This window comes from uncultured Paraglaciecola sp. (genome assembly GCF_963977085.1).
In the GTDB taxonomy this organism is placed as follows: domain Bacteria; phylum Pseudomonadota; class Gammaproteobacteria; order Enterobacterales; family Alteromonadaceae; genus Paraglaciecola.
On the sequence record NZ_CAXBNC010000023.1, the window covers coordinates 53,568 to 79,071 of the forward strand.

21 protein-coding genes and 1 tRNA gene are annotated in these 25,504 nt (G+C 41.2%); 10 read left to right on the plus strand and 12 right to left on the minus strand.

What is annotated here, in order from left to right; translation table 11 throughout:
* Positions 1-1,431 (minus strand): membrane-bound lytic murein transglycosylase MltF, encoded by a 1,431-nt coding sequence (gene mltF, locus AAC000_RS19925; protein ID WP_339725301.1) that lies wholly within the window; start codon positions 1,429-1,431, stop codon positions 1-3.
* 269 nt (positions 1,432-1,700) lie between these two features.
* On the opposite strand from mltF, the gene purL reads away from it, so the two are divergent.
* Both purL and AAC000_RS19935 read left to right on the plus strand, forming a co-directional pair.
* Positions 1,701-5,591: a phosphoribosylformylglycinamidine synthase gene (gene purL, locus AAC000_RS19930; RefSeq protein WP_339725265.1), complete on the plus strand. Its 3,891-nt coding sequence runs from the start codon at positions 1,701-1,703 to the stop codon at positions 5,589-5,591.
* A 294-nt stretch (positions 5,592-5,885) separates the two neighbouring features.
* Complete coding sequence (locus tag AAC000_RS19935; protein ID WP_339725266.1) at positions 5,886-6,050, plus strand: hypothetical protein; 165 nt, start codon at positions 5,886-5,888, stop codon at positions 6,048-6,050.
* A gap of 19 nt (positions 6,051-6,069) precedes the next feature.
* Here the strand turns inward: AAC000_RS19935 and smrA are convergent, their stop codons facing one another.
* Positions 6,070-6,660, minus strand: a complete 591-nt coding sequence (gene smrA / locus AAC000_RS19940) for a DNA endonuclease SmrA (RefSeq protein ID WP_339725267.1) — start codon at positions 6,658-6,660, stop codon at positions 6,070-6,072.
* Between the two features lie 144 nt (positions 6,661-6,804).
* Between smrA and AAC000_RS19945 the strand changes: the two genes are divergently transcribed.
* Positions 6,805-8,715 (plus strand): M1 family metallopeptidase, encoded by a 1,911-nt coding sequence (locus tag AAC000_RS19945; RefSeq protein ID WP_339725268.1) that lies wholly within the window; start codon positions 6,805-6,807, stop codon positions 8,713-8,715.
* Positions 8,716-8,800: 85 nt separating this feature from the next.
* Here AAC000_RS19945 and AAC000_RS19950 read toward each other — a convergent pair whose 3' ends face one another.
* Positions 8,801-8,995: a (2Fe-2S)-binding protein gene (locus AAC000_RS19950; protein WP_339725270.1), complete on the minus strand. Its 195-nt coding sequence runs from the start codon at positions 8,993-8,995 to the stop codon at positions 8,801-8,803.
* Positions 8,996-9,263: 268 nt separating this feature from the next.
* On the opposite strand from AAC000_RS19950, the gene AAC000_RS19955 reads away from it, so the two are divergent.
* A complete protein-coding gene (locus AAC000_RS19955) occupies positions 9,264-9,869 on the plus strand; it encodes a peroxiredoxin C (protein ID WP_339725272.1) in 606 nt (201 codons plus the stop codon).
* 67 nt (positions 9,870-9,936) lie between these two features.
* On the opposite strand, the gene rnt is transcribed toward AAC000_RS19955, so the two are convergent.
* Positions 9,937-10,563, minus strand: a complete 627-nt coding sequence (gene rnt / locus AAC000_RS19960; protein ID WP_339725274.1) for a ribonuclease T — start codon at positions 10,561-10,563, stop codon at positions 9,937-9,939.
* Positions 10,564-10,721: 158 nt separating this feature from the next.
* Between rnt and AAC000_RS19965 the strand changes: the two genes are divergently transcribed.
* Complete coding sequence (locus AAC000_RS19965; protein WP_339725276.1) at positions 10,722-11,600, plus strand: OmpA family protein; 879 nt, start codon at positions 10,722-10,724, stop codon at positions 11,598-11,600.
* Positions 11,601-11,694: 94 nt separating this feature from the next.
* Here the strand turns inward: AAC000_RS19965 and AAC000_RS19970 are convergent, their stop codons facing one another.
* The gene (locus AAC000_RS19970; protein WP_339725278.1) at positions 11,695-12,336 is read right to left on the minus strand and encodes a TetR/AcrR family transcriptional regulator; all 642 of its coding nucleotides are present in this window, start codon (positions 12,334-12,336) and stop codon (positions 11,695-11,697) included.
* Positions 12,337-12,489: 153 nt separating this feature from the next.
* Between AAC000_RS19970 and AAC000_RS19975 the strand changes: the two genes are divergently transcribed.
* From AAC000_RS19975 to AAC000_RS19985, 3 genes are all read left to right on the plus strand, one after another.
* Positions 12,490-13,341 carry a crotonase/enoyl-CoA hydratase family protein gene (locus AAC000_RS19975; RefSeq protein WP_339725280.1) on the plus strand — a complete coding sequence of 284 codons (852 nt, stop codon included), beginning with the start codon at positions 12,490-12,492 and terminating at the stop codon, positions 13,339-13,341.
* A 47-nt stretch (positions 13,342-13,388) separates the two neighbouring features.
* Positions 13,389-15,437: an NADPH-dependent 2,4-dienoyl-CoA reductase gene (locus tag AAC000_RS19980; RefSeq protein WP_339725282.1), complete on the plus strand. Its 2,049-nt coding sequence runs from the start codon at positions 13,389-13,391 to the stop codon at positions 15,435-15,437.
* Positions 15,438-15,651: 214 nt separating this feature from the next.
* Positions 15,652-18,381, plus strand: a complete 2,730-nt coding sequence (locus AAC000_RS19985; protein ID WP_339725283.1) for a pitrilysin family protein — start codon at positions 15,652-15,654, stop codon at positions 18,379-18,381.
* Between the two features lie 64 nt (positions 18,382-18,445).
* On the opposite strand, the gene AAC000_RS19990 is transcribed toward AAC000_RS19985, so the two are convergent.
* The 4 genes from AAC000_RS19990 to AAC000_RS20005 form a co-directional block, all read right to left on the minus strand.
* Positions 18,446-19,549 (minus strand): NADH:flavin oxidoreductase, encoded by a 1,104-nt coding sequence (locus AAC000_RS19990; protein ID WP_339725285.1) that lies wholly within the window; start codon positions 19,547-19,549, stop codon positions 18,446-18,448.
* Positions 19,550-19,635: 86 nt separating this feature from the next.
* A complete protein-coding gene (locus AAC000_RS19995; protein ID WP_339725287.1) occupies positions 19,636-19,935 on the minus strand; it encodes a VF530 family protein in 300 nt (99 codons plus the stop codon).
* A 10-nt stretch (positions 19,936-19,945) separates the two neighbouring features.
* Positions 19,946-20,875, minus strand: a complete 930-nt coding sequence (locus tag AAC000_RS20000; protein ID WP_339725288.1) for an S-adenosyl-l-methionine hydroxide adenosyltransferase family protein — start codon at positions 20,873-20,875, stop codon at positions 19,946-19,948.
* Between the two features lie 103 nt (positions 20,876-20,978).
* Positions 20,979-21,560 (minus strand): Fe-Mn family superoxide dismutase, encoded by a 582-nt coding sequence (locus tag AAC000_RS20005; protein ID WP_339725290.1) that lies wholly within the window; start codon positions 21,558-21,560, stop codon positions 20,979-20,981.
* A gap of 294 nt (positions 21,561-21,854) precedes the next feature.
* Here AAC000_RS20005 and AAC000_RS20010 point away from each other — a divergent pair, with 294 nt between their 5' ends.
* Positions 21,855-22,196 carry a Grx4 family monothiol glutaredoxin gene (locus tag AAC000_RS20010; protein WP_339725291.1) on the plus strand — a complete coding sequence of 114 codons (342 nt, stop codon included), beginning with the start codon at positions 21,855-21,857 and terminating at the stop codon, positions 22,194-22,196.
* A gap of 66 nt (positions 22,197-22,262) precedes the next feature.
* Here the strand turns inward: AAC000_RS20010 and AAC000_RS20015 are convergent, their stop codons facing one another.
* The 3 genes from AAC000_RS20015 to AAC000_RS20025 all read right to left on the minus strand — a co-directional run bounded on the left by AAC000_RS20015 (position 22,263) and on the right by AAC000_RS20025 (position 24,634).
* Positions 22,263-23,042, minus strand: a complete 780-nt coding sequence (locus AAC000_RS20015; protein ID WP_339725292.1) for a hypothetical protein — start codon at positions 23,040-23,042, stop codon at positions 22,263-22,265.
* A gap of 300 nt (positions 23,043-23,342) precedes the next feature.
* Positions 23,343-23,417, minus strand: a tRNA-Arg gene (locus tag AAC000_RS20020).
* Positions 23,418-23,476: 59 nt separating this feature from the next.
* Complete coding sequence (locus tag AAC000_RS20025) at positions 23,477-24,634, minus strand: flagellar assembly protein FlgT (RefSeq protein WP_339725293.1); 1,158 nt, start codon at positions 24,632-24,634, stop codon at positions 23,477-23,479.
* 242 nt (positions 24,635-24,876) lie between these two features.
* On the opposite strand from AAC000_RS20025, the gene AAC000_RS20030 reads away from it, so the two are divergent.
* Complete coding sequence (locus tag AAC000_RS20030; RefSeq protein ID WP_339725295.1) at positions 24,877-25,353, plus strand: LPP20 family lipoprotein; 477 nt, start codon at positions 24,877-24,879, stop codon at positions 25,351-25,353.
* Positions 25,354-25,504: the final 151 nt, after the last annotated feature.

Here is a 25,504-nt window from a genome sequence, read left to right on the forward strand (position 1 = left end):
TTATTCAGCTATTTCTTCGACTTGAGATTCCAATGATTCGTCGGGCGAAATTTCAGGCTCTAAGATTTGAGGTTGTTGTTCATCTAACCAAACCAGCGTGTCGTAATAACGCCTGATGTTATCAACATAGGCGACCGCTTCATTACCACGTGCATAGCCATAACGAGTTGTTTTGTAATATTTTTTCTGCCTTAACTGGAGTAGGCGTATTTTAACGTCTACCCACATATCAGGGTTAGCGCCTTGGCGATCTGTTAATACTCTAGCGTCTTCTAAATGTCCCAAACCTACATTGTAGGCAGCAAGCGCAAACCATAATCGGTCTGGGTGAGTTATACGATCTGGAATACGCTTAAGAAGACTCGTTAAGTATTGTGCGCCACCTTTGATGCTTTGCTCAGGATCCAATCGCGACACTATGCCCAGTTCCTTAGCTGTTGCAAGGGTTAACATCATCATGCCGCGCACGCCGGTTACCGATCTTGCATTAGGACGCCAGTGGCTTTCTTGATAACTCATAGCGGCTAATAAACGCCAATCTAGATCATTTGAATATTGCTCAAACCAAGGTTTGAATTGAGGAAGCACTTCTCTAGATGATTTTATAAATGCCCGAGTATCCACATAATTAAATTGCCTCACATGGCCAAAATATTTGTCTTCTAATGCGGCTAAAGTGCCATTATTTTGAATAATGCCAAAGTATTCGATTAATGCAGCCAACAAAGAATCATCTCGATCCTTATTGACTGCCCAAGCCACATCTTGTTCAGGACTGATAGAAAAACCAATAGCCAGTTCAGGGTAACGGCGACGCATTAAGGCCAGAATATTGGAGTCGGCTATGGTGTAGTCGAGCTCTTCTTTTAACACCATCTCTAACAATTCCTCCATATCGGAGTCCGCCGTTTCTTGCCATGTAAGTTGCTCGTCCCCTTGCTGTAACCGCAGTAAAGAATCATGGTGGCTGCTACCCGCGGCAATCACCAATTTACCTTTTAAATCTTGAATGCTTCTTGGCCACTCTTTACCTTGCTTGAATACCAACTTTTCACTGACACGTTGATAACCAGGGCCAAATTTGAATCTTTGGTAACGTTCGGGGCTCACACTTATGCCTGCAGCAATCATGTCTAGATTGGCATCTGTTAATTGGGGGAATAAATCGTCTAGATTGTAATAGGGGAACACTTCAAGTTTAACACCAAGGTAGGCTGCAAAACCTTCAGCGAGCTCATACTCAAAGCCAACAGGCCCAGTGGCTCCATTGTAATAGGTGGTGAGTCCATAGGTAGTGCCGACTTTTAATACTCCAGCATCTAATACGTCTCCCAAGCTGGAAGAATGTTTGATGTCATTACAGCCACCAATTACCAGTATTAGAAATAAAGTGAGACTGTGCTGTAAGCGAATAACTTTACCCTCATAAATTAGGAAGTATTATATTGAGATCCTATTGTGTACAAATTATAGGATTTCATCCAGTGCTTTGTTTATACCTGAGTCTAACAAAAGTAGACTGTTTGGTCATGTGCCCCAGTAAGTAAAGTTATGAATTAAAACAAATAAAACTAGGTTTTTAGCGAAACTGATGCTTATAAAATTAGATAAATTACCCTATAATCCGCGCCTTAAAATTCCTCAATCATCGATTTGTCATTTCTAATTGAAATGCAAATTCTGCTATAGGTCATGACTTTATGTTAGTGCTCCGCGGTACACCTGCTTTATCCGATTTTCGTATTGAAAAATGTCTTTCTCAATTTGCTGAACATGGCTTACCAGTTTCTGGTATTTATGCCGAGTACGCCCATTTTGTGATGGTTTCTGAGCCACTCACTGAGCAAGAAGATGCCATTTTGGCCAAATTGTTAACATACGGTCCAAGTATTCAAGAGCATCAACCACAAGGTACCTTGCTTTTAGTGACTCCCAGGCCAGGCACTATCTCGCCTTGGTCGTCTAAGTCGACAGATATTGCTCACAACTGTGGTTTAAATAAAGTACAACGTTTAGAAAGAGGCGTGGCTTATTATTTACAAACGGAAAATGTAACTGAAGCACAACTCGCGGCAATAAAAGCATTGCTTCACGATAGAATGACTGAAGTGGTCATGGCTGACTTCCAAGCTGCAGAATCACTGTTTGTGCAAAGTGAACCCACACCTTTAACTTCTGTGGATATGCTCAGTTTAGGGAAATTAGCCTTAGAGCAGGCGAATGTGAGATTAGGTTTAGCCTTAGCAGACGATGAAATCGATTATCTTTTTGAGAATTTTAGTCGCTTAGGACGCAACCCTAATGACGTAGAGTTATATATGTTTGCACAAGCAAACTCTGAGCACTGTCGCCACAAAATATTTAATGCCGATTGGACAATAGACGGGCAAGTGCAGCCCAAGTCTTTGTTTAAAATGATTAAGAACACTTATGAACACTGTGGTGAAAACGTGCATTCCGCCTATAAAGATAATGCTGCGGTAATGGAAGGTAGTTTTGCAGGGCGATTTTTCCCCGAGTCTCAGGGCAATGAATATCGCTATCATCATGAAGACATTGATATTTTGATGAAAGTTGAAACCCATAATCACCCTACAGCTATTGCACCGTTTTCTGGCGCGGCTACCGGTTCTGGTGGTGAAATCCGCGATGAAGGGGCAACCGGAAGAGGCTCAAAACCTAAAGCGGGTTTAGTAGGATTTTCAGTATCGAATTTACGTATTCCTGGATTTGAACAACCTTGGGAGACAGATTTTGGTAAGCCTACGCGTATTGTTAGTGCCTACGACATCATGATGGACGGCCCACTTGGTGGTGCTGCGTTTAATAATGAATTTGGTCGCCCCAGTATTTTGGGGTATTTCCGCACCTACGAACAAAAAGTCACAAGTTTTAATGGCGAAGAGGTGAGGGGATATCACAAGCCTATAATGCTGGCTGGTGGATTGGGTAATATTCGAAAATCCCATATCCAAAAAGGCGAGATCACCGTTGGGGCTAAGCTTATCGCTTTGGGGGGGCCTGCAATGAATATAGGTTTAGGTGGCGGAGCTGCCTCTTCAATGGCATCAGGTCAGTCTAGCGAGGATTTAGATTTTGCCTCAGTACAACGGGGTAATCCAGAAATGGAACGTCGTTGCCAAGAAGTGATTGATAAATGTTGGCAGATGGGAGACGAAAACCCAATCCAATTTATTCATGATGTAGGGGCGGGTGGATTGTCTAACGCCTTTCCTGAATTAGTGAGTGATGGCGGACGTGGTGGTCAGTTTGAATTACGCAATGTGCCTAACGATGAACCGGGAATGTCGCCGTTAGAAGTCTGGTGTAACGAGTCACAAGAACGTTATGTGATGTCGGTTGCCCCTGAAAATCTAGAGGTATTTGCCGCAATATGTCGCCGTGAACGTGCACCTTTTGCGGTAGTAGGTGAAGCAACTGCAGAAGAACATTTGACCCTTAGTGATCAACATTTTGAAAATAACGCCATTGATATGCCACTGGAAGTATTGTTAGGTAAAACCCCTAAAATGCATCGAGATGTCGCCTCAAAAACCTTAGATTCAGTGGCAGTCGATACCAGTGTGATGAATATAGCGCAAGCCGCGGAACGTGTATTGACGTTGCCTACTGTAGCTGAGAAAACCTTTTTGATTACCATAGGGGATCGTTCAGTGACGGGCTTGGTAGCAAGAGATCAAATGGTAGGCCCGTGGCAAGTGCCAGTGGCCGATGTCGCGGTAACTGCGAGTTCATTTGATAGTTATCAAGGTGAAGCTATGTCTATGGGTGAGCGTACACCTATTGCATTGATTAATTATGCAGCCTCTGCCCGTATGGCAGTGGGTGAGGCATTAACCAATTTAGCGGCGGCAGACATTGGCGATCTAAAACGTATTAACTTATCGGCTAATTGGATGGCAGCAGCAGGCCACCCTGGAGAGGATGCGGGTTTATATGAAGCCGTCAAAGCGGTAGGTGAGGAATTATGCCCTGCTTTGGACATAACCATCCCTGTGGGCAAAGATTCGATGTCAATGAAAACCACTTGGCAAGACGAACAAGGCGATAAATCCGTTACTTCACCACTTTCTTTGGTGATCACTGCTTTTGGCGCAGTGCAAGATATTCGCAAGACTCTAACACCAGAATTGAACAGCAAAGTGGCTGAAACGGAATTATTGTTGATTGACTTAGGCCAAGGACAAAATCGTCTTGGCGCATCTTGTTTAGCACAAGTTTATCAGCAGTTAGGTAATTTGGCGCCAGATGTTGATTCTCCGTCAATATTAAAAGGATTTTTCCTCGCTCTGCAGCAATTGGTGAATGAAAAACGTTTATTGGCTTATCACGACAGATCAGACGGTGGTTTGTTTACTTCTATAGTAGAAATGGCCTTTGCTGGTAAAACCGGTGTAGATATTCATTTAGATGAGCTCAGCGGGTCGGCAATTGAATTATTATTTAACGAGGAACTTGGAGCCGTTGTGCAAATTCCTGTGGCCGAAAAAGAACAGGTCTTAAAGGTATTTGCTAAGCATGGCATTCAGCATTTAGTACACAGTATCGGTACTCTTAATAATACGGACCAAATTGTTTTTAAACAAAATGGACAAGTTGTACTTGAAAATAGCCGCGTGTTTTACCGTCAAACATGGGCACAAACCACACTACAGATGCAAAAACTAAGAGACAACCCAAGTTGTGCTGAACAAGAGTTTGCAGCTAAGGCCGATGTTAAAGATCCCGGGTTACATGCTAATTTAAGTTTTGATGTAACAGAAGATGTGGCTGCGCCTTATATTCTTAAAGGAGTGGCTCCACGTATTGCTATTTTACGTGAGCAAGGTGTTAACTCCCATGTGGAAATGGCCGCTGCATTTGACCGTGCTGGATTCAGTGCAATAGATGTACATATGAGTGATTTATTATCTGGTAAACAGTCTTTAGAAACCTTTAAGGGCCTAGTGGCTTGTGGTGGGTTTTCTTACGGTGACGTATTAGGTGCCGGTGAAGGTTGGGCAAAATCTATCTTGTTCAACAATCAAGCCAGAGACCAGTTTGCAGAATTTTTTGCTCGCCAAGATTCGTTCTCTTTGGGGGTGTGTAATGGATGTCAGATGATGTCTAATTTGAAATCACTGATCCCCGGCGCTGAAATGTGGCCACACTTTGTGACTAATCAATCGGAACGCTTTGAAGCGCGAGTGGCTATGCTAGAAGTTAAATCGTCAAAGTCAGTATTTTTTGATGGTATGCAGGGCTCAAGAATGCCTATTGCTGTTTCTCACGGCGAAGGTCGTGCAGAGTTTGCAACTGATCAAGGCGCAGTTGCAGCTTTGCAGAATGCTGCAGTTGCACTTCAATACGTGGATAATTATGGAAATGTTACCCAAAACTATCCAGCCAATCCAAATGGGTCTCCCTTAGGAATTGCCGGATTAACCAGCAGTGACGGTAGGGCGACTATAATGATGCCCCACCCAGAAAGAGTATTCAGAACGGTAGCAAACTCTTGGCACCCAGAAGAGTGGCAAGAAGACAGTGCTTGGATGCGTATGTTTAGAAACGCTAGAGTTTATCTTGGCTAGAGCTGAACTTTTGCGAAAAAATGTAATCTATAGATAATTGGAACAGTTATTTATAATCAGTAATTATCGGTGTCGAATTTTGTTAATGACTGGGGAAATGCTATCTCCAGTCATCTTAAAATATTGATAATTTCAAGTTATTAAGTAAAGAAAAAATAAAGTCCTTGTATATCAGTAAAATAGTGATTAATATTTAGTCACATGTTGACAGGGAGTTCGTCTTCTGCATGTTAACAAAGTGTATTTCAATATGTGTTTATTAAAATTACAAATTAAAAATAATAAGAGACGCTCATGAATCGTTCAAATAAAGGTTTTGGTCTAGCCGGTGTGTTAGTTACCGTCATTTTTCTCATTGTCGCTGCTATTTTCAGTGCTTCAGCTAAATCCTCAACCCTTCCACAGTTTTCTGCAGACTATCACTCAGAATCAATTGTTAGTATAAATACTAAACTTTAATTTTTTAGTCTCAAATCCGCTACTTTTTGCGATGTAATTCGCGATTGTTGGCTTTTTCGTGTTGGTTCTTTTTTAGTAATACATAAACGGCACTATTTCCGCCGTGATAAGGCTGAGCCGTGTGGTACGCAATCACCTCTGGCATTTGCCGCAACCACTGATGTAGGTAACTTTTTAAGTGTGCCGGAAAGGGCTTGCTGTGCAAACCTAAACCATGTTTAATTAACAAGGTACGTTCACCTTTTTTATGACTATCTAAGATTTGATTAAAAAGCCTCGATCTAGCCTGTTCAAATTTGTTTTGTTGTAGATTTAATACAAAATCAAGTTTGTATTTTCCTAATCTTAAATTTTTAAACACACCTTGTTGTACCCCATCCTGTTTATAACTGATGTGATCGTAGGGATCCACAGGCTCGACTTTTTCAACACTCAGGTAATTGTTTGTGAGGTTTTGAGAGGACTCTAATGCTTGTCTTTTTAATTGTTTAGCTAAGGTATTCTTTTGTTGGCAAGTCACCACAGTGTCTGTTTGTTCGATGGGTTTTACATCTTTCAGTTCATTTAAAAACGCTTCTAGACCATCGTCAAATAATTCAGTACTTTGCATATTCGCCTCCTATTTACACCCAAGAATACATTTAAAGTCGGTAACTTGTCATTACAAAACACTGTGAGTGAATCGGTATTACATATTTTTATGTGCTCGTAAATATGCCACACTTTATCTAAGAATTTTCTATCAGGTAAAATCATGTTTATAAAATATATTGTTGTTAGCGCTTTGTCTTTAACCATACTCAGCGGATGTTCTGGCAATAGTTCAACTAATACAACTGTTAACCCCAAAGTGGATCAATCTGAAGTCATTAATGATGTGGTAACCAATGTCATGGAAGTCGGCAAGGATTACCATTCTTTTGGGAATCCAGAATCAATTAAGGTGACTCACTTAACCTTAGATTTAACAGTGGATTTTGCCAAAAAGGTGTTGTTGGGAACCGCTCAGTTGGATTTTCAAAGAGTCGATTCTAGAGCAACTCAGTTAATAGTGGATACTAGGGATTTAACAATCAGTAGTGTCACAGCTAAGGGCAAAGCCCTTAATTTTAACCTAGCAAACGCAGATTCATTTTTGGGTGCCGCTTTAACTATTGATATACCCGCCTATGCAGATAACGTAGTGATACGTTATCAGACCTCACCCGAAGCATCAGGTGTACAGTGGCTAACACCGGAACAAACGGCTGGCAAACAACATCCGTTTTTGTTCACACAAGCCCAAGCTATCCATGCTCGTAGCTTTATTCCATTACAAGACTCTCCACAAGTGAGAATGACTTATGAGGCAACGATTCGCACACCCAAAGAATTGCTCGCAGTTATGAGTGCATCTAACGACCCTGACACCCCACGAGACGGAGTGTATGAGTTTTCGATGCCACAGCCGATACCCTCATACTTAATTGCGTTAGCGGTAGGTGACTTGCACTTTAAATCAATGGGTAAACGGACTGGGGTATATTCTGAGAAAGGTATTTTAGACGCAGCAGCAGCTGAGTTTTCCGACACTGAATCAATGCTTATTGCCACAGAAAAAGCCTTTGGGCCCTATAGCTGGGACAGGTACGACTTATTAATTTTACCGCCTTCTTTCCCGTTTGGTGGTATGGAAAATCCACGCTTGTCTTTTATTACCCCTACAGTGATTGCAGGGGATAAAAGTTTAGTCTCGCTGATTGCCCATGAATTAGCGCACTCTTGGTCTGGTAATACTGTCACCAATGCAACTTGGCGAGATCTTTGGTTAAACGAAGGGTTTACAACTTATTTAACCTACCGAATTATGCAGATGATTTATGGAGATGAACGATTTGAAATGGAAGCTGTATTAGGTCGACAAGATTTACAGGCGGATATTGATTCGTTATCAGCGAATGATCAGATTATGGCAATAGATTTAAGAGGACGTGATCCAGATGTCGTTTTCAGTAACATTCCATACGAAAAAGGCGCATTATTTTTGCGTGAATTAGAAAACAAAGTTGGCAGAGAAGAATTTGATGAATTTTTATTGAGCTACTTTGAAAAATTTGCCTTTCAAAGTATTACAACAGATCAATTTGTGAGTTACCTAGAGCAAACATTACTCAAAGAACACAGTGCTGTGTTGTCAAAACAAAGAATAGACCAATGGATTTTTCAACCAGGTGTCCCTGATGATGCGCCAGCTCCTGAATCTGATGCCTTTAGTATTGTAGATCAAGAACGCAATGCGTGGTTAGCCGGTTCAATTCAGGCAAATGAAATCGATAGTGAAAAGTGGGTAGTGCATCAATGGTTGTATTTTTTAAATAATATGCCAGATAAACTTACTCAAGAACAACTCGCAGATTTAGATAAGGCTTTTTCTTTAACTAGCAGTAAAAATAATGAGATTGCCCATAGTTGGTTATTGATCAGTGTTAATAACTGGTATCAACCTGCCTTTAAAAGATTGCATGAATATCTCACGTCAATAGGTCGCAATAAGTTGGTTAAGCCTTTATACAAAGCGTTATCGCAAACGCCAGAGGGAAAAGTCATGGCCCAGAAGGCCTTTACTGAAGCTAAAGCGGGCTATCATCCATTAACAGTTAAAGCCAATGAAGGTTTTGTTGAATAAGGATTGTTAACAGGACAAAACCAAAAAAGCCAATCTTCACGATTGGCTTTTTTGGTTCTAAGGACATTTTATTGAAATAAAGGCGTTAACACACTTCTTTAAACAATGACTCATCAATAATAGTGTTGTCTATAATGGTTTGTGCCATTTGTACACATTTTCCACATTGTGTACCAGCACCCAACTTTTTCTTGAGTTGACGCATGTTACCCACGCCGCCTTCTAAGACAGCCTGTTTAATTGCTTTATCTGTGATGCCAAGACATAAACAAACGTACATAAAATACCCTTATAACCCTTATGCAAATAAGAATAATTGTTATTTACATAAAGATCAAGCTTTTAATTGACACTTTGTTTTATTGATACCGAGCAAAAATCCAACTATCTAAATGATGTTGGTAATATCTCGCAAAATTATTTTTAGACAAGCTATTGTTTTTTACCAATGTGCACTCATATGCTTCATAACACCTACAATATTAATGTGGTTAACACACATAATAATCGTGTTGTGATCCATTCAATCATATAATCAGGAGAATTTAATGAGTGTATTAGTTAGTCGTCCAGCCCCAGATTTTACTGCAGCAGCTGTTCTTGGAAGTGGTGAAATTGTTGATAGCTTTACTCTAAGTGAAGCCATTAAAGGTAAAAAAGCGGTATTGTTTTTCTATCCTTTAGATTTCACTTTTGTTTGCCCATCTGAGCTAATCGCTTTTGATAAACGTTACGAAGAATTTGTAAAACGTGGTGTAGAAGTGATTGGTGTTTCAATTGATTCTCAATTCAGCCATAACGCTTGGCGTAATACCCCTATTAATGAGGGCGGTATTGGTCCAGTGAAATATACTTTGGTTGCCGATGTTAAACATGACATCTGTCAGGCCTACGATGTTGAGCATCCAGATGCAGGTGTTGCTTTCCGTGGCTCTTTCTTAATTGATGAAGCGGGTGTAGTGCGTCATCAAGTCGTAAATGACTTGCCTCTAGGTCGTAATATCGATGATATGTTACGTATGGTTGATGCCCTAAACTTCCATGAAGAGCATGGTGAAGTATGTCCTGCTGGTTGGACTGAAGGTTCAAAAGGTATGGTTGATAGCCCTGAAGGCGTGGCTAGTTATTTAGCTGAAAATGCAGATAAACTATAATTATTTTACCGCTTAAAACAAAAACCGCTCTTTGTGAGCGGTTTTTTTATGTCTACGGATCTCAACGTCAATTATGCGCTTCTAACCCCCCCAAACTTTGCCATTTATTGAGTATGTAGCAGAAAAGATCAGCCGTTTTTTGAGTATCGTATAGGGCAGAATGTGCTTCGTTTTGATCAAAACTGATGCCTGCTGCCATACACGCTTTTACTAAAACAGTTTGTCCCAGCGCCAAGCCTGATAAAGTGGTGGTATCAAAAGACACAAATGGATGAAAAGGACTACGTTTGATATGGCTGCGTTCAATCGCGGCGTTGACAAAACTTTGGTCAAAGGCTGCGTTGTGAGCCACTATCACTGAGCGTTGGCAATCAGCCCCTTTTTGCTCTTTACGTATTTTTTTACACAGATCTTTCATGACTTCGGTTTCGTCCAATGCGCCTCTGAGCGCACAATAGGGATCGATACCATTAAAATCCAAGGCCGCTTTTTCTAAATTAGCGCCTTCAAACGGAATAACATGGTAATGAAAAGTTTTATCTGGGTAGAAAAATCCATTTTCGTCCATTTTGGTGGTGACTGCTGCAATCTCCAAAAGGGCATCGTTCTTTGCATTGAAACCAGCAGTTTCTACATCAATTACCACAGGGAAATATCCCCTGAAACGATTTTTTATTTCAAATAATTCTGACATGGAAACCTAAAAAGTTTTGGTGAAATGGGATTATGACAAGGTTCTTTTTCAGTAGCTAGCCTAAAACGCCAACCTGTGCATTTTTAATGAAAGTTAATTAATTAAACGTTTCTTCCATTTTGTCGATATAATTGTCAGAAGCGGGGGGCTCCTAATCCATGTTCAATAAAATGTTTAATACTATTATTTGTGCCATCTTAGTGTCACTGTCTGCCAATTCGGCAGCAGGACTACGTCAATATGCTGCCAAAGTAGAGAATTCTGATTGGCAACTCAAAGATGAATCTCGTTTGTTATGTACCTTAAGTCATAAACTGCCAGGTTATGGAGAGGCATTGTTCAGTAGTTTTGCCTCCAAGCAACTGAACATGGAATTTGAACTGGATATGTTAAGACTGCCTAAGTCCTATGGGGTCGCTGCTGTATATTCGGTGCCACCAAAATGGATGCCTGGACAAGTGCAACGCACCATTGCCGATATGACCATTCGTAAACAATACAATGGTGATTTGCCCGAACAAGCGGCTTGGACCATGCTCACAGAGCTCGAGAAGGGATTTTGGCCAACCATTTATTATCAGGATTGGTACAACCCATATGACAAAGTGGCAATAGGGTTAAATGCCAGTAACTTTGCTCTTCCTTATATACAATTTGCGGAATGTGTAGCGAATTTATTGCCTTATAGCTTCCAAGATATTGCGTATACAGTGCTTAATTATCAATTTAATAATACTAAGTTGACTAAATATTCACAGAAACGTTTAGCTATGATTGGCGAATATTTGAAAGAAGACACTGATTTAGAACTGGTGTTGTTAGACGGTTATACCGACAGTTATGGCGGTAGAGAAATCAATAAAGAAATTTCTATCCGCAGAGCTGTGGAAATAAAAGCGTTTTTTAGCTCAATGGGCGTTGCCCCAGAACGAATAGATATTACCGGCCATGGTGAAAGACGACATGCATCACCTAACATCAATGAAAGTACCCGAGCTAAGAACCGTCGAGTGGTCATTCGAATGTCAAAGCCATAAAAAGCTAAAATAAGTGTAAACCAATTACCTTGAATACTGAGTGTGTTTTTAGTTTTTAAGGTAATGGCTTGTATGGATTGAGTCCCAATCAGTTTTAAACTTTGGCAGGTGCGATTGGTTGTGTAAACAAATTCACAGCACAATCACACATTTCATCAATATGGCTGCGATCAGCGTAAATACCATCAATCAATAATCGGGCGATGCCATGCATTGTTCCCCAGGTAACTTGCGATAAACGCAAGGTGTCCTCATTTTTTGGCATTAATCCTTGTGCCTGCCATTTTTTGGTCATTTCGACTTGATGGGTAAAACTAGGGTAGGCCACACTCCGCAATTCGTTTGTAGCGCTTTTTTGTTTCCAAATAGTGCGACCAAACATCAAATCGTATAATTCAGGATTATCGGCAGCATAACTAATATAACCATGAAAAAACTGACGGTACTTTTCTTTGGGAGATAATTCAGTTTGATTGAAAATATGCTCTGCATCTTGATGCCAACGTACAAAACCAAGTTCTGCTATAGCGCACAATAACTGATTTTTATCCTTAAAGTGGTGATAAGGAGCCGTACGAGAAACCCCTACCTTGTCGGCTAATTTGCGTAAAGATAAACCTTCAATACCTGTTTCTTTTAATAGTGCATTGGCTGCATTAAGCAAAGTACTGCGCAAGTCACCATGATGATAACTGGGTTTATTTTGTTGTTGTTTCTTTACTGTTTGTTGACTCATAACCGACTATTAATAAATTTGATGTTTGTTATCTTGACAGCGTCAAGATATGCTTTTATCTTGACGCTGTCTAGTTTAATTTTTTGTTAATGGTATGACTTATACATCCGCAACAAGTGTATTAAGCCCATTACTAATCCAAGGAGAATGCCAGTGCCGAATATCGATTTATCAGCGCTAGAAACTTTATCTGTGAACATCGAAAATCACATTGCTCATATCCAACTGAGCCGTCCAGAAGCACTGAACAGTATGGTGCCAGCATTTTGGCGTGAATTACCTGCAGTAGTGCGAAAGATTGATGCAGAGTCTCAAGCGCGGGTGATTGTCATTTCATCCCAAGGCAAACATTTTAGTGCCGGTATGGATTTGTCTGTATTTACTAATATGGCGAAAGATTTCCAAGGTGAGCCTGCCCGTAGGGCAGAGCGAACTCGTCGACTCGTACTGGAGTTACAAGATAGTTTTAATGCCCTTGAAGAAGTCCGCATGCCGGTATTAGTGGCAGTGCAGGGCGGAGTGATTGGTGGCGCAGTCGATATGATATGTGCCGCCGATAGTCGTTATTGTACACAAGATGCCTATTTTACTATTAAAGAAACCGAATTAGGTATGACCGCTGATGTAGGTACCTTACAACGTTTGCCGCATTTAATGCCCCAAGGCTTGATCCGTGAATTAGCTTATACGGGCCGTAATATGCCCAGTGACGAAGCCAAACAATGTGGCTTTGTTAATCAGGTATTTGCAGATCAACAAAGCATGATCGAAGGTGTAATGAAAATTGCTGCCAAAATTGCAATACATTCACCTATGGCTGTCGCTGGTTGTAAAGAAATGATTAATTACACTCGCGACCACAATGTGTCAGATAGCTTAACCTATATGGCGACTTGGCAAAGTGGCATGTTTCAAATGCCTGATGTGCAAGAAGCGATGGCAGCAGGACAACAAAAACGTTTACCTGTATATGCCGATCTACATCAAAAATCTTCTGGCATGTAAGTCAGCCATATCAAAATAGAACGAATTCGAGTAATAGGAACAACTATATGACCGCCAATACTGCACTAGCTCAAGGCTTAGACAAATACCCGCATCTACTTAAACCTTTAGATTTGGGGTTCACCCAGCTTAAAAATCGTGTCTTAATGGGTTCCATGCACACAGGATTAGAAGAAGCGCCTAACGGCCACGTGCGCATGGCCGCTTATTTTGCTGAGCGTGCCAAAGGGGGAGTAGGCCTGATTGTTACGGGGGGAATCGGCCCAAATGATGAAGGCGCTACCCACAAAGATACCAGGCGACTAGACACAGACAAAGCCATTGCAGACCACAAAACCATTACCGATGCAGTGCATGAGCATGGTGGCAAAATCTGCATGCAAATATTACACACCGGTCGTTATGCCTATAATCCTGCTTTAGTGGCACCATCAGCCGTGCAAGCGCCAATTAATCCTTTTAAACCTAAGGCTCTTGATGCACAAGGCATTGAAAAACAAATTCAGGACTTTATCGATACGTCATTACAAGCCCAAAAAGCCGGTTACGATGGCGTAGAAATAATGGGTTCTGAAGGGTATTTCTTAAACCAGTTTATCGCTGCTCGCACTAACCACAGAGAGGATGAATGGGGCGGTTCCTATCAAAACCGAATTCGTTTGCCACTCGAAGTCGTACGCCGAGTACGTGAAGCCGTAGGTGAAAAGTTTATCATCATTTACCGTTTATCTATGTTGGACTTGGTTGAAGGAGGTTCCACTTATGATGAAGTGGTCGAGTTAGGTCAAGCTATCGAAAAAGCAGGTGCAACTATTATCAATACAGGTATAGGCTGGCACGAAGCGCGCATTCCCACTATTGCCACTAAAGTACCGCGAGCAGCTTTTACATGGGTAACGGCAAAATTTAGAAAAGCCTTGTCTATTCCTGTTATCACTTCAAACCGAATTAACACTCCCGAAGTGGCTGAAGAGGTGTTAGCCCGTGGTGATGCTGATATGGTGTCTATGGCCAGACCCTTTTTGGCTGATCCAGAGTTTGTGCTTAAAACCATGGAAAATCGTTCAGACGAAATAAATACCTGTATAGGTTGTAACCAGGCCTGTTTAGATCACGTATTCGAAGGAAAAATGAGTAGCTGTTTAGTGAACCCTCGCGCCTGTCACGAAACCGAATTATTAATTACGCCTAGTACTCAGGTTAAAAACATTGCGGTAGTAGGCGCAGGACCGGCAGGCTTGGCTGCAGCGACTACCGCGGCGCAGCGTGGTCATAAGGTGACTATTTTTGATTCTGCTAGTGAATTAGGTGGACAATTTAATATAGCCAAACAAATTCCAGGTAAAGAAGAGTTTTACGAAACCCTAAGATACTACGCACGTCAGCTTGAATTACATAAGGTAACAGTCAAACTGAACACCCGCGTTGATGTCAACGCACTTAACAACAGTGAATTTGAAGAAGTCGTCATTGCCACAGGTATTGCACCGCGCACGCCACCTATTGAAGGCATAGATCACCAAAAAGTCTTAAGTTACATCGATGTTATTGTCCATAAAAAGCCTGTTGGTAAAAAAGTCGCCATTATAGGTGCTGGTGGCATTGGTTTTGATGTCTCTGAGTATTTATCCCATGCCGGCGAGTCTACCAGTCAAAATATCCCAGCCTTTATGAAAGAGTGGGGAATTGACATGACCTTTGGTTCACGCGGCGGTATTGAAGGTGTTAAACCCGCACCGGAAGCCTCACCTAGAGAAATCTTTTTGCTGCAACGTAAAACCACCAAAGTGGGGGCAGGTTTAGGTAAAACCACTGGTTGGGCCCACAGAGCAGGACTACTCAGTAAAGGTGTAAGCATGTTAGCAGGAGTCGAATACCTTAAAATTGACGACGCAGGCTTACATATTAAGGTTAATGATCAAGTGCAAGTGCTTGATGTAGATAATGTCATTGTTTGCGCTGGACAAGAGCCTTTAAGAGAGCTAGTTGACGGTTTAAGCAAGCCTCATCACCTAATCGGTGGAGCAGATGTCGCTTCAGAACTTGATGCAAAGCGAGCTATTAAACAAGGCACAAAATTAGCTGCTGATCTGTAGCATGTAAATGTCAATAGCTAGGTGCAAGCCGACTCAATGAGTCGGCTTTTTTATGGGCTTTTATTTTCATAGCGTTGCAATGACATGGTATTAAAATTACCCAAATAGTTAGCGCAATAAGTTGTTTTAATAAAGAAAGTTAATTATTGTCTATTGGCTTAAATCTAAGCGGCTGCCTTTTAGTGGTAGTTGCAATAATTAAAAGGATAAACGGATGTTCAAAAGACCATTTTTTATTGGCGCAGTATTAAGTATTACGCTGGTCGCATCACCTTTGGCTTTTGCCAAAGCAAAGTTTGATAAAGTATCCGAAGTTGAAGGGATCAGTGAATATAATCTCGACAATGGCTTACGTGTTTTATTATTCCCTGACCAAACTAAAGAAACTGTAACAGTCAACGTTACTTATCATGTTGGATCAAAGCATGAAAACTATGGTGAAACTGGCATGGCTCACTTGCTGGAGCACTTAGTGTTTAAAGGTAGTCCAAAACATAAAGACATCCCAGCGGAACTGAGCTCTCATGGTGCTCGTCCAAATGGTACTACTTGGACAGACCGTACCAACTATTTTGAAACCTTTGCTGCCAATGAAAAAAATATCAATTGGGCTTTGAGCATGGAATCAGATCGAATGGTGAATTCCTTTATTGCCAAAGAAGATCTTGATAGTGAAATGACAGTCGTCAGAAACGAGTTTGAACGAGGTGAAAATAGCCCGTTTCGCATTACCCTACAAAAAATGGCTGCCTCAGCTTACATGTGGCACAACTATGGAAAGTCCACCATAGGCGCAAAAGCCGATCTTGAAAATGTGCCTATCGACAGACTAAAAGCATTTTATAAAATGTACTACCAACCAGACAACGCGACTTTAATAGTGGCAGGTAAGTTTGTTGAAGCCGAAATGCTGGAATTAGTGAATAAATACTTTGCCCCTATTCCAAAGCCAGACAGAGTGATTAGGCCTTTATACACAGCTGAGCCAGCCCAAGATGGCGAAAAAAGTGTCACCATAAGGCGAGTAGGCGACGTTCAAATGACAGGCGCCGCTTATCATATTCCTGCAGGCTCTCATGAAGATTACGCAGCCATTGATGTACTGAGTCAAATTTTAGGCGACACCCCAAGTGGGCGCTTACATAAAGCATTAGTTGAACAAAAATTAGCGAGTCGTGTGTTTGGCTTTAACTTTCAGTGGCAAGAACCCGGTTTAGCAATTTATTTTGCTGAAGTGGATAAAAAAGCGGATATAACTAAAGCCTCTGACGCCATGGTTGCTGTGCTTGAGGATTTAAATAGCCAGCCCATTACCGATGCAGAAGTGGAACGAGCCAAACGTACTCTATTGAAAAACATTGAGTTATCTTTTAACTCGTCAGAGCGTATCGCATTAAACCTAAGTGAATGGCTAGGCATGGGAGATTGGCGCTTATACTTTCTACACCGTGATAGAATTGAACAGGTAAATACCGCAGACGTACAACGCGTAGCCAATCGCTATTTGCAACGAAATAACCGTACTGCTGGGCATTTTATTCCTACAGATACACCGGATCGTGTTGAAATTCCCGCCGTCGCTAGTGTGAATGACATGGTAAAAGACTACAAAGGACGCGCAAAAATTGCCGCCGGTGAAGTATTCGAACCCAGCTTCGAAAACATTGACTCACGTACTGTTGAAACTGAGTTAAGCAATGGTACCGAACTATCCTTATTGTCTAAAAAGACCCGTGGTGGTTCTGTAGTGGCCTCTATTAAGATGAGTCTGGGTACTGAGGAAAGTTTGCAAGATATTGGTATTGTTGGCAATGCTACTAGCGCTATGTTGATGCGAGGTACCAGTGAATTGTCTCGTCAAGAAATTCAGGACGAGTTTGATAAGTTAAAAGCGCAAGTTTCATTGGCAGGAGGTACAGATTGGTTGGTGGCTAATATCACTACGACAAAAGAAAACTTGTCGTCGGCACTGACACTTATGCACAAAGTGTTGAGCGATCCTGGTTTTGATAAAACAGAATTTGAACAATACAAATCAACCTTAAAGGTTGATATCGAAAAAAATCTGCAAGATCCCCAACGACTAGCATTTAACGAATACGGTCGTAAACAAAATCCTTATAAGGATGGTCATCCCCATTATCAGCGTACTTTCCAAGAAAGTTTAGACGCTCTAAATGATCTTAAATTAACTGACTTATCCGCTTTTCATCAATCATTTTATGGCGGCAATCACATGAAAATTGGGGTTGTGGGAGATTTCGATCAAAACCAAATCAAAACAGTGTTAGAAAGTCTATTCGGTGATTGGGTTGCGAAAAGTACCTATGAGCGGGTTCCAGACACTTACCAAAACGTCACTGCCAGCCCTAGCAATTTTGATACACCAGATAAAGAAAACGCGACTTTTGTGGCTGCCATTATGCTTCCTGTTGGTGAAAACAGTGAAGACGCACCGGCATTAGAGTTAGGTAACTATATCTTTGGTGGTGGCTTCCTAAACAGTCGCTTAGCCACAAGATTAAGACAAAAAGACGGGCTAAGTTATGGTGCAGGTTCGTTTATTAATATGAATTCACGGGACCAGAAAGCCACTATGGGGGCTTACGCCATTTGTGCACCGCAAAACTTAAGCAAAGTTGAAAATGGTTTCAAGGAAGAGTTAATTCGCTTGTTAAAAGATGGCTTTACTGATGAAGAAATTCAAAGCGCTAAATCTGGTCTGTTGCAGGGTAAAAAAGTGAGTCGTGCACAAGACAGAGAGTTGGTAGGTACCTTACGTCGAAATTTAGCCGTTGACAGAACAATGCAGTGGTATAAAGCTTATGAGGCAAAACTTGAGGCGCTCACTGCTGAAGATGTCAATCGAGTGATGAACAAGTATCTTAAACTTGAAAACTTCTCAATTATTAAAGCGGGTGATATGAGTAAAGTGGAAGGTTAACTTAACTAAAATTTATTGAATGAATTGCAAAGCGCCCATTTTAATGGGCGCTTTTTTCTATCTCTTAAGACAATGTGGCTAACGCCTCTCCCGAATATTGCTCAAGTTTATCTATATCACCTTGGCGAATTTTGTTGGCCCAATTGGGATCTTGTAATATAGCGCGCCCAACCGCCACTAAATCAAACTCACCTTTATCTAGACGTTCGATTAAATCGTCTATTGAACGTGTTGCAGAGCCTTCGCCGGCAAACGCACCAAAGAAATCACCGTTTAAGCCAACAGAGCCAACAGTGATGGTAGGTTTACCGATGAGTTTTTTAGTCCAGCCTGCAAGGTTTAAATCTGAACCTGCAAATTCTGGCTCCCAGTAACGTCTGGTTGAACAATGGAATATGTCCACACCCGCATCTGAAAGTGGCGTCAAAAACTCTTCTAAAAGTTCCGGTGTTTCTGCCAAGCGCGCGGTGTAGTCTTGCTGCTTCCATTGGGAGTAACGCAAGATAATCGGGAAGTCGGGTCCTGTTGCGGCGCGAATAGCCTTGACTATTTCTACAGCAAAACGGCTTCGATTAGCCATACTTCCGCCCCACTCATCGGTGCGCTGGTTGGTGCCACTCCAGAAAAACTGATCAACTAAATAACCGTGGGCACCATGTATTTCAATACCGTCAAAACCTACACGTTTTGCATCTGCGGCTGCCTTAGCAAAACTTGCAATGAGCTGATGAATCTGTGGCACTGTTAAAGGTTCGGATACTTGTTTGCCCGGTGCCAACAGGCCGGATGGACCAACACTAGGTAATTCAGGAAAAGGGGCTTTGGTTGGGTTACGTGCCATGCCAACATGCCATAGTTGTGGCATGATTTTGCCTCCTACGCCATGGACCTGTTGTACCACTTTTTCCCAAGCGGCTAAGGATTGCTTACCATGTATTTGTGGGATTTTTCCATCCATAGTGGCGACAGGATCATCAATGGTTGTACCTTCGGTAATGATTAAACCGGTACCGCCTTCTGCACGGCGACGATAATAACCTGCAACGTCTTCGGTAGGAATACCATCGGGTGAGAAGCTGCGTGTCATGGGGGCCATGGCAATTCTATTTTTAAGTGACAAGCTTTTTAAACTAAAAGGTTTAAAAAGTGAGTCTACATTTTTACTCATACTGGTTTTCCTTCAATTGATTTAGGTACAAATGGCAGTTGATTTTTCATCCTTCGCCGACTGATGAAAAACCAAAACTGCGCTGGTTAAGCGTCTTTCTTGGGGTTGTCTTTTGTGAGGTCTGGCCACACAAATTTTTCGGTGGGCTGTTTAGACTTTTCTTTGGATGAATTATGTACAGTGGATAAATACAGCTGTTCGACTTTCTCTCTCGCCCAAGGGGTTTTGCGCAAAAACTTTAAGCTAGACTTAATCGAAGGGTCACTGGTGAAACAATTTATTTTAACCTGTTGCCCCATTTCTTCAAAGCCAAGCTGTTTGACAAGTGTTTCAAGAATAGTCTGCAATGTAAGACCATGCAGTGGGTTATTTTGTTGTTTAGTCATAAGCAATTCTTTATTTAGGGACAATTTCAATTCGCCATTCACCACCTGCTTGAATATTGAATTTGGCTGCAAAGTTAGCTTGATTAAGTGCTAACGCTAAGTTTTCTAAACTATTCACGTAAAGTAGAGGCTGTCCTTCATTCACGCCAGCGAATGAACGTTCAAAGCTGATGGTTTCAGAAAGAACAAAGTGTTTTCCTCGGGTGACTGTGACTAGAAATTTTTGCGAATAAAGTGGCGCGTAGTCGTCGGATTTTGTGAGCGACAGTAGCAACGACATAGGAATATTAGTCCAAACGTTGCCATAGGCAGGATCTAGAATAGGGATCCCACCAATTAACTTATTCTCTTCAATTCGCGCAGCTTCAAAGGGAATACTTAACACTTCGGGTTTTAACTTAGGGCCAACTTGTTCAAAATTAATGGTGCTAGCAGCTAAACGTGCGCCAGTGTAAGCATAAACGTCACGTCCATGAAAAGTGTGGGAGGCTTCACTACCTTTTAAACGATTGGTTTTTTCATCTATTTCACGTACCTCTGCAATCCCTAAGCGATTCGCCACTAAGGTTAATGTGCCATTGTCGGGGGTAACAAAATAATGGTTACTCTTGGTTTTAAGTACTACTGACTTGCGTTCGCTGCCTACGCCAGGATCTACAACGGATACAAAGACTGTATTTTCTGGCCAAAAGTCTGCGACGGCATCCAAACGGTAGGCGCCTTCCCAAATATTGTATGCTGGGATGTGGTGAGTCAGATCTTCTACTTTAAGATTTTTATCTACGCCTAACGCTACACCATGCATTGCAGACACCGCTTGGTCGCTCAGGCCAAAATCAGATTGAAAAACCACTATGCCATTACCGCTAGCAAGCGCTAATTGTGAAAATTGAATGGATAAGGTAACAACCACCAAGCTTAATATTTTTGAAACTGACATGGGCATCTCGTTTTGTGTTTTCAATAAGTATTGTCTTCTGAAAAACAGTGAAAAAAAAGCCCTGAGTAACAGGGCTTTTATTTACTATTTTGATAGTTAGCTATTAAGCGAAGTTTGCTGCTGCAAAATCCCAGTTAGCTAATGCCCAGAAACCTTCAAGGTACTTAGGACGGACGTTACGGTAATCAATGTAGTAAGCGTGTTCCCACAAATCAACAGTAAGTAGTGGCGTTAAGCTCGCATCAGTCAAAGGTGTGGCTGCGTTACTAGTATTAACAATGTCTAAGCTACCGTCAGCAGTTTTTACTAACCAAGTCCAGCTAGAACCAAAGTTATTCACAGCTTTGTCATTTAATGCTGCTTTGAAGTCTGCGAAAGAGCCCCATTTAGCATTAATTGCATCAGCTAGAGCACCAGTTGGTTCGCCGCCGCCATTTGGGCTTAAGCTGTTCCAGTAAAACGTATGGTTCCAAATTTGCGCGGCATTGTTAAATACGCCACCTTCAGAATTTTTCACGATTTCTTCTAGGCTTTTACTGGCCATGTCAGTGCCTTCAACTAAACCATTTAATTTAGTGACGTAAGTGGCATGGTGTTTACCGTAATGGTATTCCAAGGTTTCAGCAGAGATATGTGGTTCTAGTGCGTTTTTTTCATAAGGAAGAGCAGGTAATTCAAAAGCCATGTTGTTTCTCCGTAATGGGTGATGTGTATTTAAATTCTGAATCGTTAAATGCTAGTACTTTATATCGCAATGTAAAAGCACTGGTTTGTTATTTGTTAAAACAAAATTTTTCAATACACAGATATTGCGACTTGATACTGTTTTTCAAGGGTAAATTTAGTATATTCAGCCGAATCAGTACTAAGTAAGTGTCTAATACCATGACAACAAAAGGTCAGTAGAGTATTAATCGTTAGTTGAAAACGTTAAACTTGTCGCCAGATCATCAGTAACAAAATTTAAAAGAGAGCCGCTATGGACACTATTGAAAAAATTAAACAACAAATTGAAGAAAACCCTATTCTTTTATATATGAAGGGCTCGCCTAAATTACCTAACTGTGGTTTTTCTGCTCAGGCCACTCAAGCGTTAATGTCTTGTGGTGAGCAATTTGCTTATGTGGATATTTTACAAAACCCTGATATCCGCGCAGAGTTACCTAAATACGCAGATTGGCCTACCTTCCCACAGTTATGGGTGGATGGTGAGTTAGTAGGTGGATGTGACATCATTATGGAAATGGCGCAACAAGGCGAGTTACAGACGTTAATTAAAGAGTCGGCAGCCAAAAGAGTGGATGAGAGTCCAGCTGAATAATCCCAACGCCAGACAAAAAAATAGAGCGCTAAGCGCTCTATTTTTTTTGTCTTTAAATAACTCATGCTAAGACGTTGGCCCAGTAAGCATGTTTTCTACTTGATTGGCTTTATTCTCTGCTGCAATTACTCTGCGGCGCAAATCATCAATTTGATTTGTTAAGTTATTATTCGCCAATGCGGTGGATATAAGCTTTTCACGAAGACTCGCAAGTTGCTGTTCCAAATCTGCATCTACAGCATTAACTTGGTTTAGTTTATTCGATAATTGCTGTAGCGCGTTCGCTTGATTCTCGAATTGCTCCTTGAGCACACTAATGCTGGTATTGTTAGCTACGGTATCGCTACTAAGACTTTTGGCACTTTTTTCACTAGAAGCCTTGAGTGCCATAACAGTTTTATTTAATGCGCCAATTTCAGACTGATTCCGGCGCCACGCAGATGCCCAAAGTTTGTCCATCTGGCCCCACAGATCTTCTGTCTTAACACTCAGTTCAGAAACCTTTACCTGTAATGCCGCGGCGGATTGATCCATATCTTCACCTGTTGCAGACAGACGATTTTCGAGTTCTGTAATGCGGCTTTCAAGTTTTGTATTGTTACTTTGCGCTTGTTGCAACCCAGTATATTGTTGAAATGACCAATACACTGCAGCGCCAACAATAATGATAAGTAACAACAAAAAAGCAAACCAAGAAGGGGAGTTTGATGCAACAGCAGGCTCATCCGTCACGCTAGCTTTCTTTGGGCTTTTTTTAGTTGCTTGTGCTCTTGTGCGATGAAAAGACTCTAAGTCATCTTTTTCTAGCCTAATTTTAGGCATGTCATCTAAAGGGTCGTTCGCCATATTTATCTTTAGTTAGGTAAAATATGCCATTGATTATACATAGCTAATTTAATATTGGGATAGTGGTTACCTAGAATGTTTTTAACTAAGGCAAGAAAGCCCAAAATGAAGAAATGCGATTGATAGGTTTTATCGTGTATTTGTAAGATTTGTAACTATCGCACAAATAAGAAAGGGTTTTTGTACGTTAAAAGGCTATCTCACAAAAAGGCGTTGATTTTTGTGGGGTAGACTACCAATGATTAGCATACAAATGCGACTGTCTAATTAGACTTTTCTGAGGTTATTAACGAGCTTCGTTGGCGTCCCCACCTGGAATCGAACCAAGATCTAAGCCTTAGGAGGGCCTTGTTTTATCCATTAAACTACAGGGACTGAGTTTAGCGCCGAGCATTATGTACTAGCTGAGGCGGGATTTAAACCCTCTTGTGTTTTTATCGTCGTGCAACAAAATCATTTGGTTGAATATTGGCCAGTGGGGCACCTGTTATTGACTCGACTAGGGCTGTTTCGGCAAATACTTGTTTTACAATGACGGCTTCTGGGTGTAATTGAAATTGTCTATGGGGAAGATTTTGCGGGTCAAAAAATTGATTCATTTGAAATAAGGTTAATTTGTCTCCCTGTTTGACGCCATTGTGTTTGCCAATATTGATGCTTAGGCTTTCACCTGACACCTTTATTACTCGTCCAAATGCGGGTAGGCAACTTACAGATTCATCTATTGATTGCACCACTGTTTGTATGATTTTTTTGGTCGCTGAGCCGAATGTTGAGTCCCACAATTGCTGACTGTTACTGTTTATTGGCTTGTGAATATCAAAGTCCCATGGAGCAGAAATATTCTGCGTATCTTGAAACACCATTTCACCAGAGTTGCCGTCAAACATGGATAAAGACAGTGTGAGATTTCGCCTGTTTTGATCGTTATTCCAAAATGCTAATCCCGACGACTGAGTGGTTTCCAGGCCAAATTCAATAATTTCACCAAATAACACAAATTGGGCATCCGTTTTTTGGGCTAGGGTAAATGCCATTGATTTCTTTTCTTTATCTAAGGGCGTTAAAAAGTAAGGTTCTACGCGGTGTATAAATGAGTGTCTGGCATGATTCTGCGCCTCAAGTTGAATCTTCTCAGCCAGCACTTTACCAAAGTCGTATAAATTGCCGACGGCAGCTTGTTGCCGTTTATTGATGTCATACCATGTAGTGACAATATTTTTTTTGTAATCTGACGCAGAACACATGGTTTCTTGTGGAAATATATCTGCTCTGATGGATACAGTTACATAGTCATCATGATAAATTTCATCAATCAGTTCGATGTTATTCACTTCGCCTGACGCGCGAATTTCAAAACGATCGTCTTCAAGCAAACCATTAACTAAAGACTGGATACTTTTAACCGATGCGCCAGAAAACAGCAACGCCTGTTTAATCGCTTCTTGAGTGGCTTGTTGCCGCGCCGCTTCTTTTTCACCATTGTGAATAGCGGCTTGACCTGTGGCCTCAAACCAAATGGCTTTTGCGGGAAAACAAGTGACAAGTAACATCAAAACTGCACTTATTAGTATTATTCTAACGACTTGCATACATTAACCTTTCTAACCTGCGTAAAGTGATTTGGGGCATTAGACCGTCAAACTTCAGACTCATTTTTTAATCTTTTAACTTTGTTCTTTATAAGTACAGAACATATTCAAATAATAAGCACAAATCATACCCAAATGGGAATTCCGGTTTTTAGGTACGGTTATTGCTAAACAATTACCTATCAATGAAGTGATTATCAATAAAGTGATATTGAAACAATGAATAGCAGGGTGTGAGGAATATGGGAAATAAACTAAACAGTCGATATTTAGCTCTTGCCGTTATGGTAGGCATATTTTTGACGGGGTGTTCCAGCGTATTTGATAAACATGTTGAATGGGAAACTGTTGCTCCTGACTCTTACCCTGTAATTTTGGCCATTGGTTACGCACCAATATCAGCTCAAAAAGGAGCAACTGAGTCCAGTAAAATGTTAATGGCACTTAAGGCTTCGAAGCTAGATGCGTACCGAGAGTTAACTGAACAGGTTTACGGACAAAAGGTTGATAGTGGTCAATCTTTGGCAAGCTTAGTAATTCAAAATACGCATTTAGATAGTTCAGTACAAGGTGTGATCCGAGGTGCCAAAGTGGTAAAGAGTTATCCTGTTGGGGATGATACCTATGCCACTGAGCTAGAATTAGATTTTAAGTTGGTGAATGATATTTACCTATCTACAGCTCGTCCTAAGCGCGTTAAAAAAGTCCATTATTACTAAGAGCAGCGGCGAGCTTCTAGAGATTAGCTTAAAGAAAAAATAGCTTTATAAAAGTATTAAATAGCGTAGATGTTTTTTGCAGCTGCTTTTACTATATTGCTAGAAGCTAGAAGCTAGAAGCTAGAAGCTAGAAGCTAGAAGCTAGAAGCTA

Coding starts and splice junctions, on each gene's coding strand:
- AAC000_RS20000 (WP_339725288.1), bottom strand. CDS start 20,875: ATGTCAGTTTCAAAAATATTAAGCTTGGTGGTTGTTACCTTATCCATT.
- rnt (WP_339725274.1), bottom strand. CDS start 10,563: ATGTCAGAATTATTTGAAATAAAAAATCGTTTCAGGGGATATTTCCCT.
- AAC000_RS19950 (WP_339725270.1), bottom strand. CDS start 8,995: ATGTACGTTTGTTTATGTCTTGGCATCACAGATAAAGCAATTAAACAG.
- AAC000_RS20025 (WP_339725293.1), bottom strand. CDS start 24,634: ATGCAAGTCGTTAGAATAATACTAATAAGTGCAGTTTTGATGTTACTT.
- AAC000_RS19995 (WP_339725287.1), bottom strand. CDS start 19,935: ATGACTAAACAACAAAATAACCCACTGCATGGTCTTACATTGCAGACT.
- AAC000_RS19945 (WP_339725268.1), top strand. CDS start 6,805: ATGTTTATAAAATATATTGTTGTTAGCGCTTTGTCTTTAACCATACTC.
- AAC000_RS20005 (WP_339725290.1), bottom strand. CDS start 21,560: ATGGCTTTTGAATTACCTGCTCTTCCTTATGAAAAAAACGCACTAGAA.
- AAC000_RS19980 (WP_339725282.1), top strand. CDS start 13,389: ATGACCGCCAATACTGCACTAGCTCAAGGCTTAGACAAATACCCGCAT.
- AAC000_RS19955 (WP_339725272.1), top strand. CDS start 9,264: ATGAGTGTATTAGTTAGTCGTCCAGCCCCAGATTTTACTGCAGCAGCT.
- AAC000_RS19965 (WP_339725276.1), top strand. CDS start 10,722: ATGTTCAATAAAATGTTTAATACTATTATTTGTGCCATCTTAGTGTCA.
- AAC000_RS19935 (WP_339725266.1), top strand. CDS start 5,886: ATGAATCGTTCAAATAAAGGTTTTGGTCTAGCCGGTGTGTTAGTTACC.
- AAC000_RS19990 (WP_339725285.1), bottom strand. CDS start 19,549: ATGAGTAAAAATGTAGACTCACTTTTTAAACCTTTTAGTTTAAAAAGC.
- AAC000_RS20010 (WP_339725291.1), top strand. CDS start 21,855: ATGGACACTATTGAAAAAATTAAACAACAAATTGAAGAAAACCCTATT.
- AAC000_RS19985 (WP_339725283.1), top strand. CDS start 15,652: ATGTTCAAAAGACCATTTTTTATTGGCGCAGTATTAAGTATTACGCTG.
- AAC000_RS20030 (WP_339725295.1), top strand. CDS start 24,877: ATGGGAAATAAACTAAACAGTCGATATTTAGCTCTTGCCGTTATGGTA.
- AAC000_RS20015 (WP_339725292.1), bottom strand. CDS start 23,042: ATGGCGAACGACCCTTTAGATGACATGCCTAAAATTAGGCTAGAAAAA.
- AAC000_RS19970 (WP_339725278.1), bottom strand. CDS start 12,336: ATGAGTCAACAAACAGTAAAGAAACAACAACAAAATAAACCCAGTTAT.
- smrA (WP_339725267.1), bottom strand. CDS start 6,660: ATGCAAAGTACTGAATTATTTGACGATGGTCTAGAAGCGTTTTTAAAT.
- purL (WP_339725265.1), top strand. CDS start 1,701: ATGTTAGTGCTCCGCGGTACACCTGCTTTATCCGATTTTCGTATTGAA.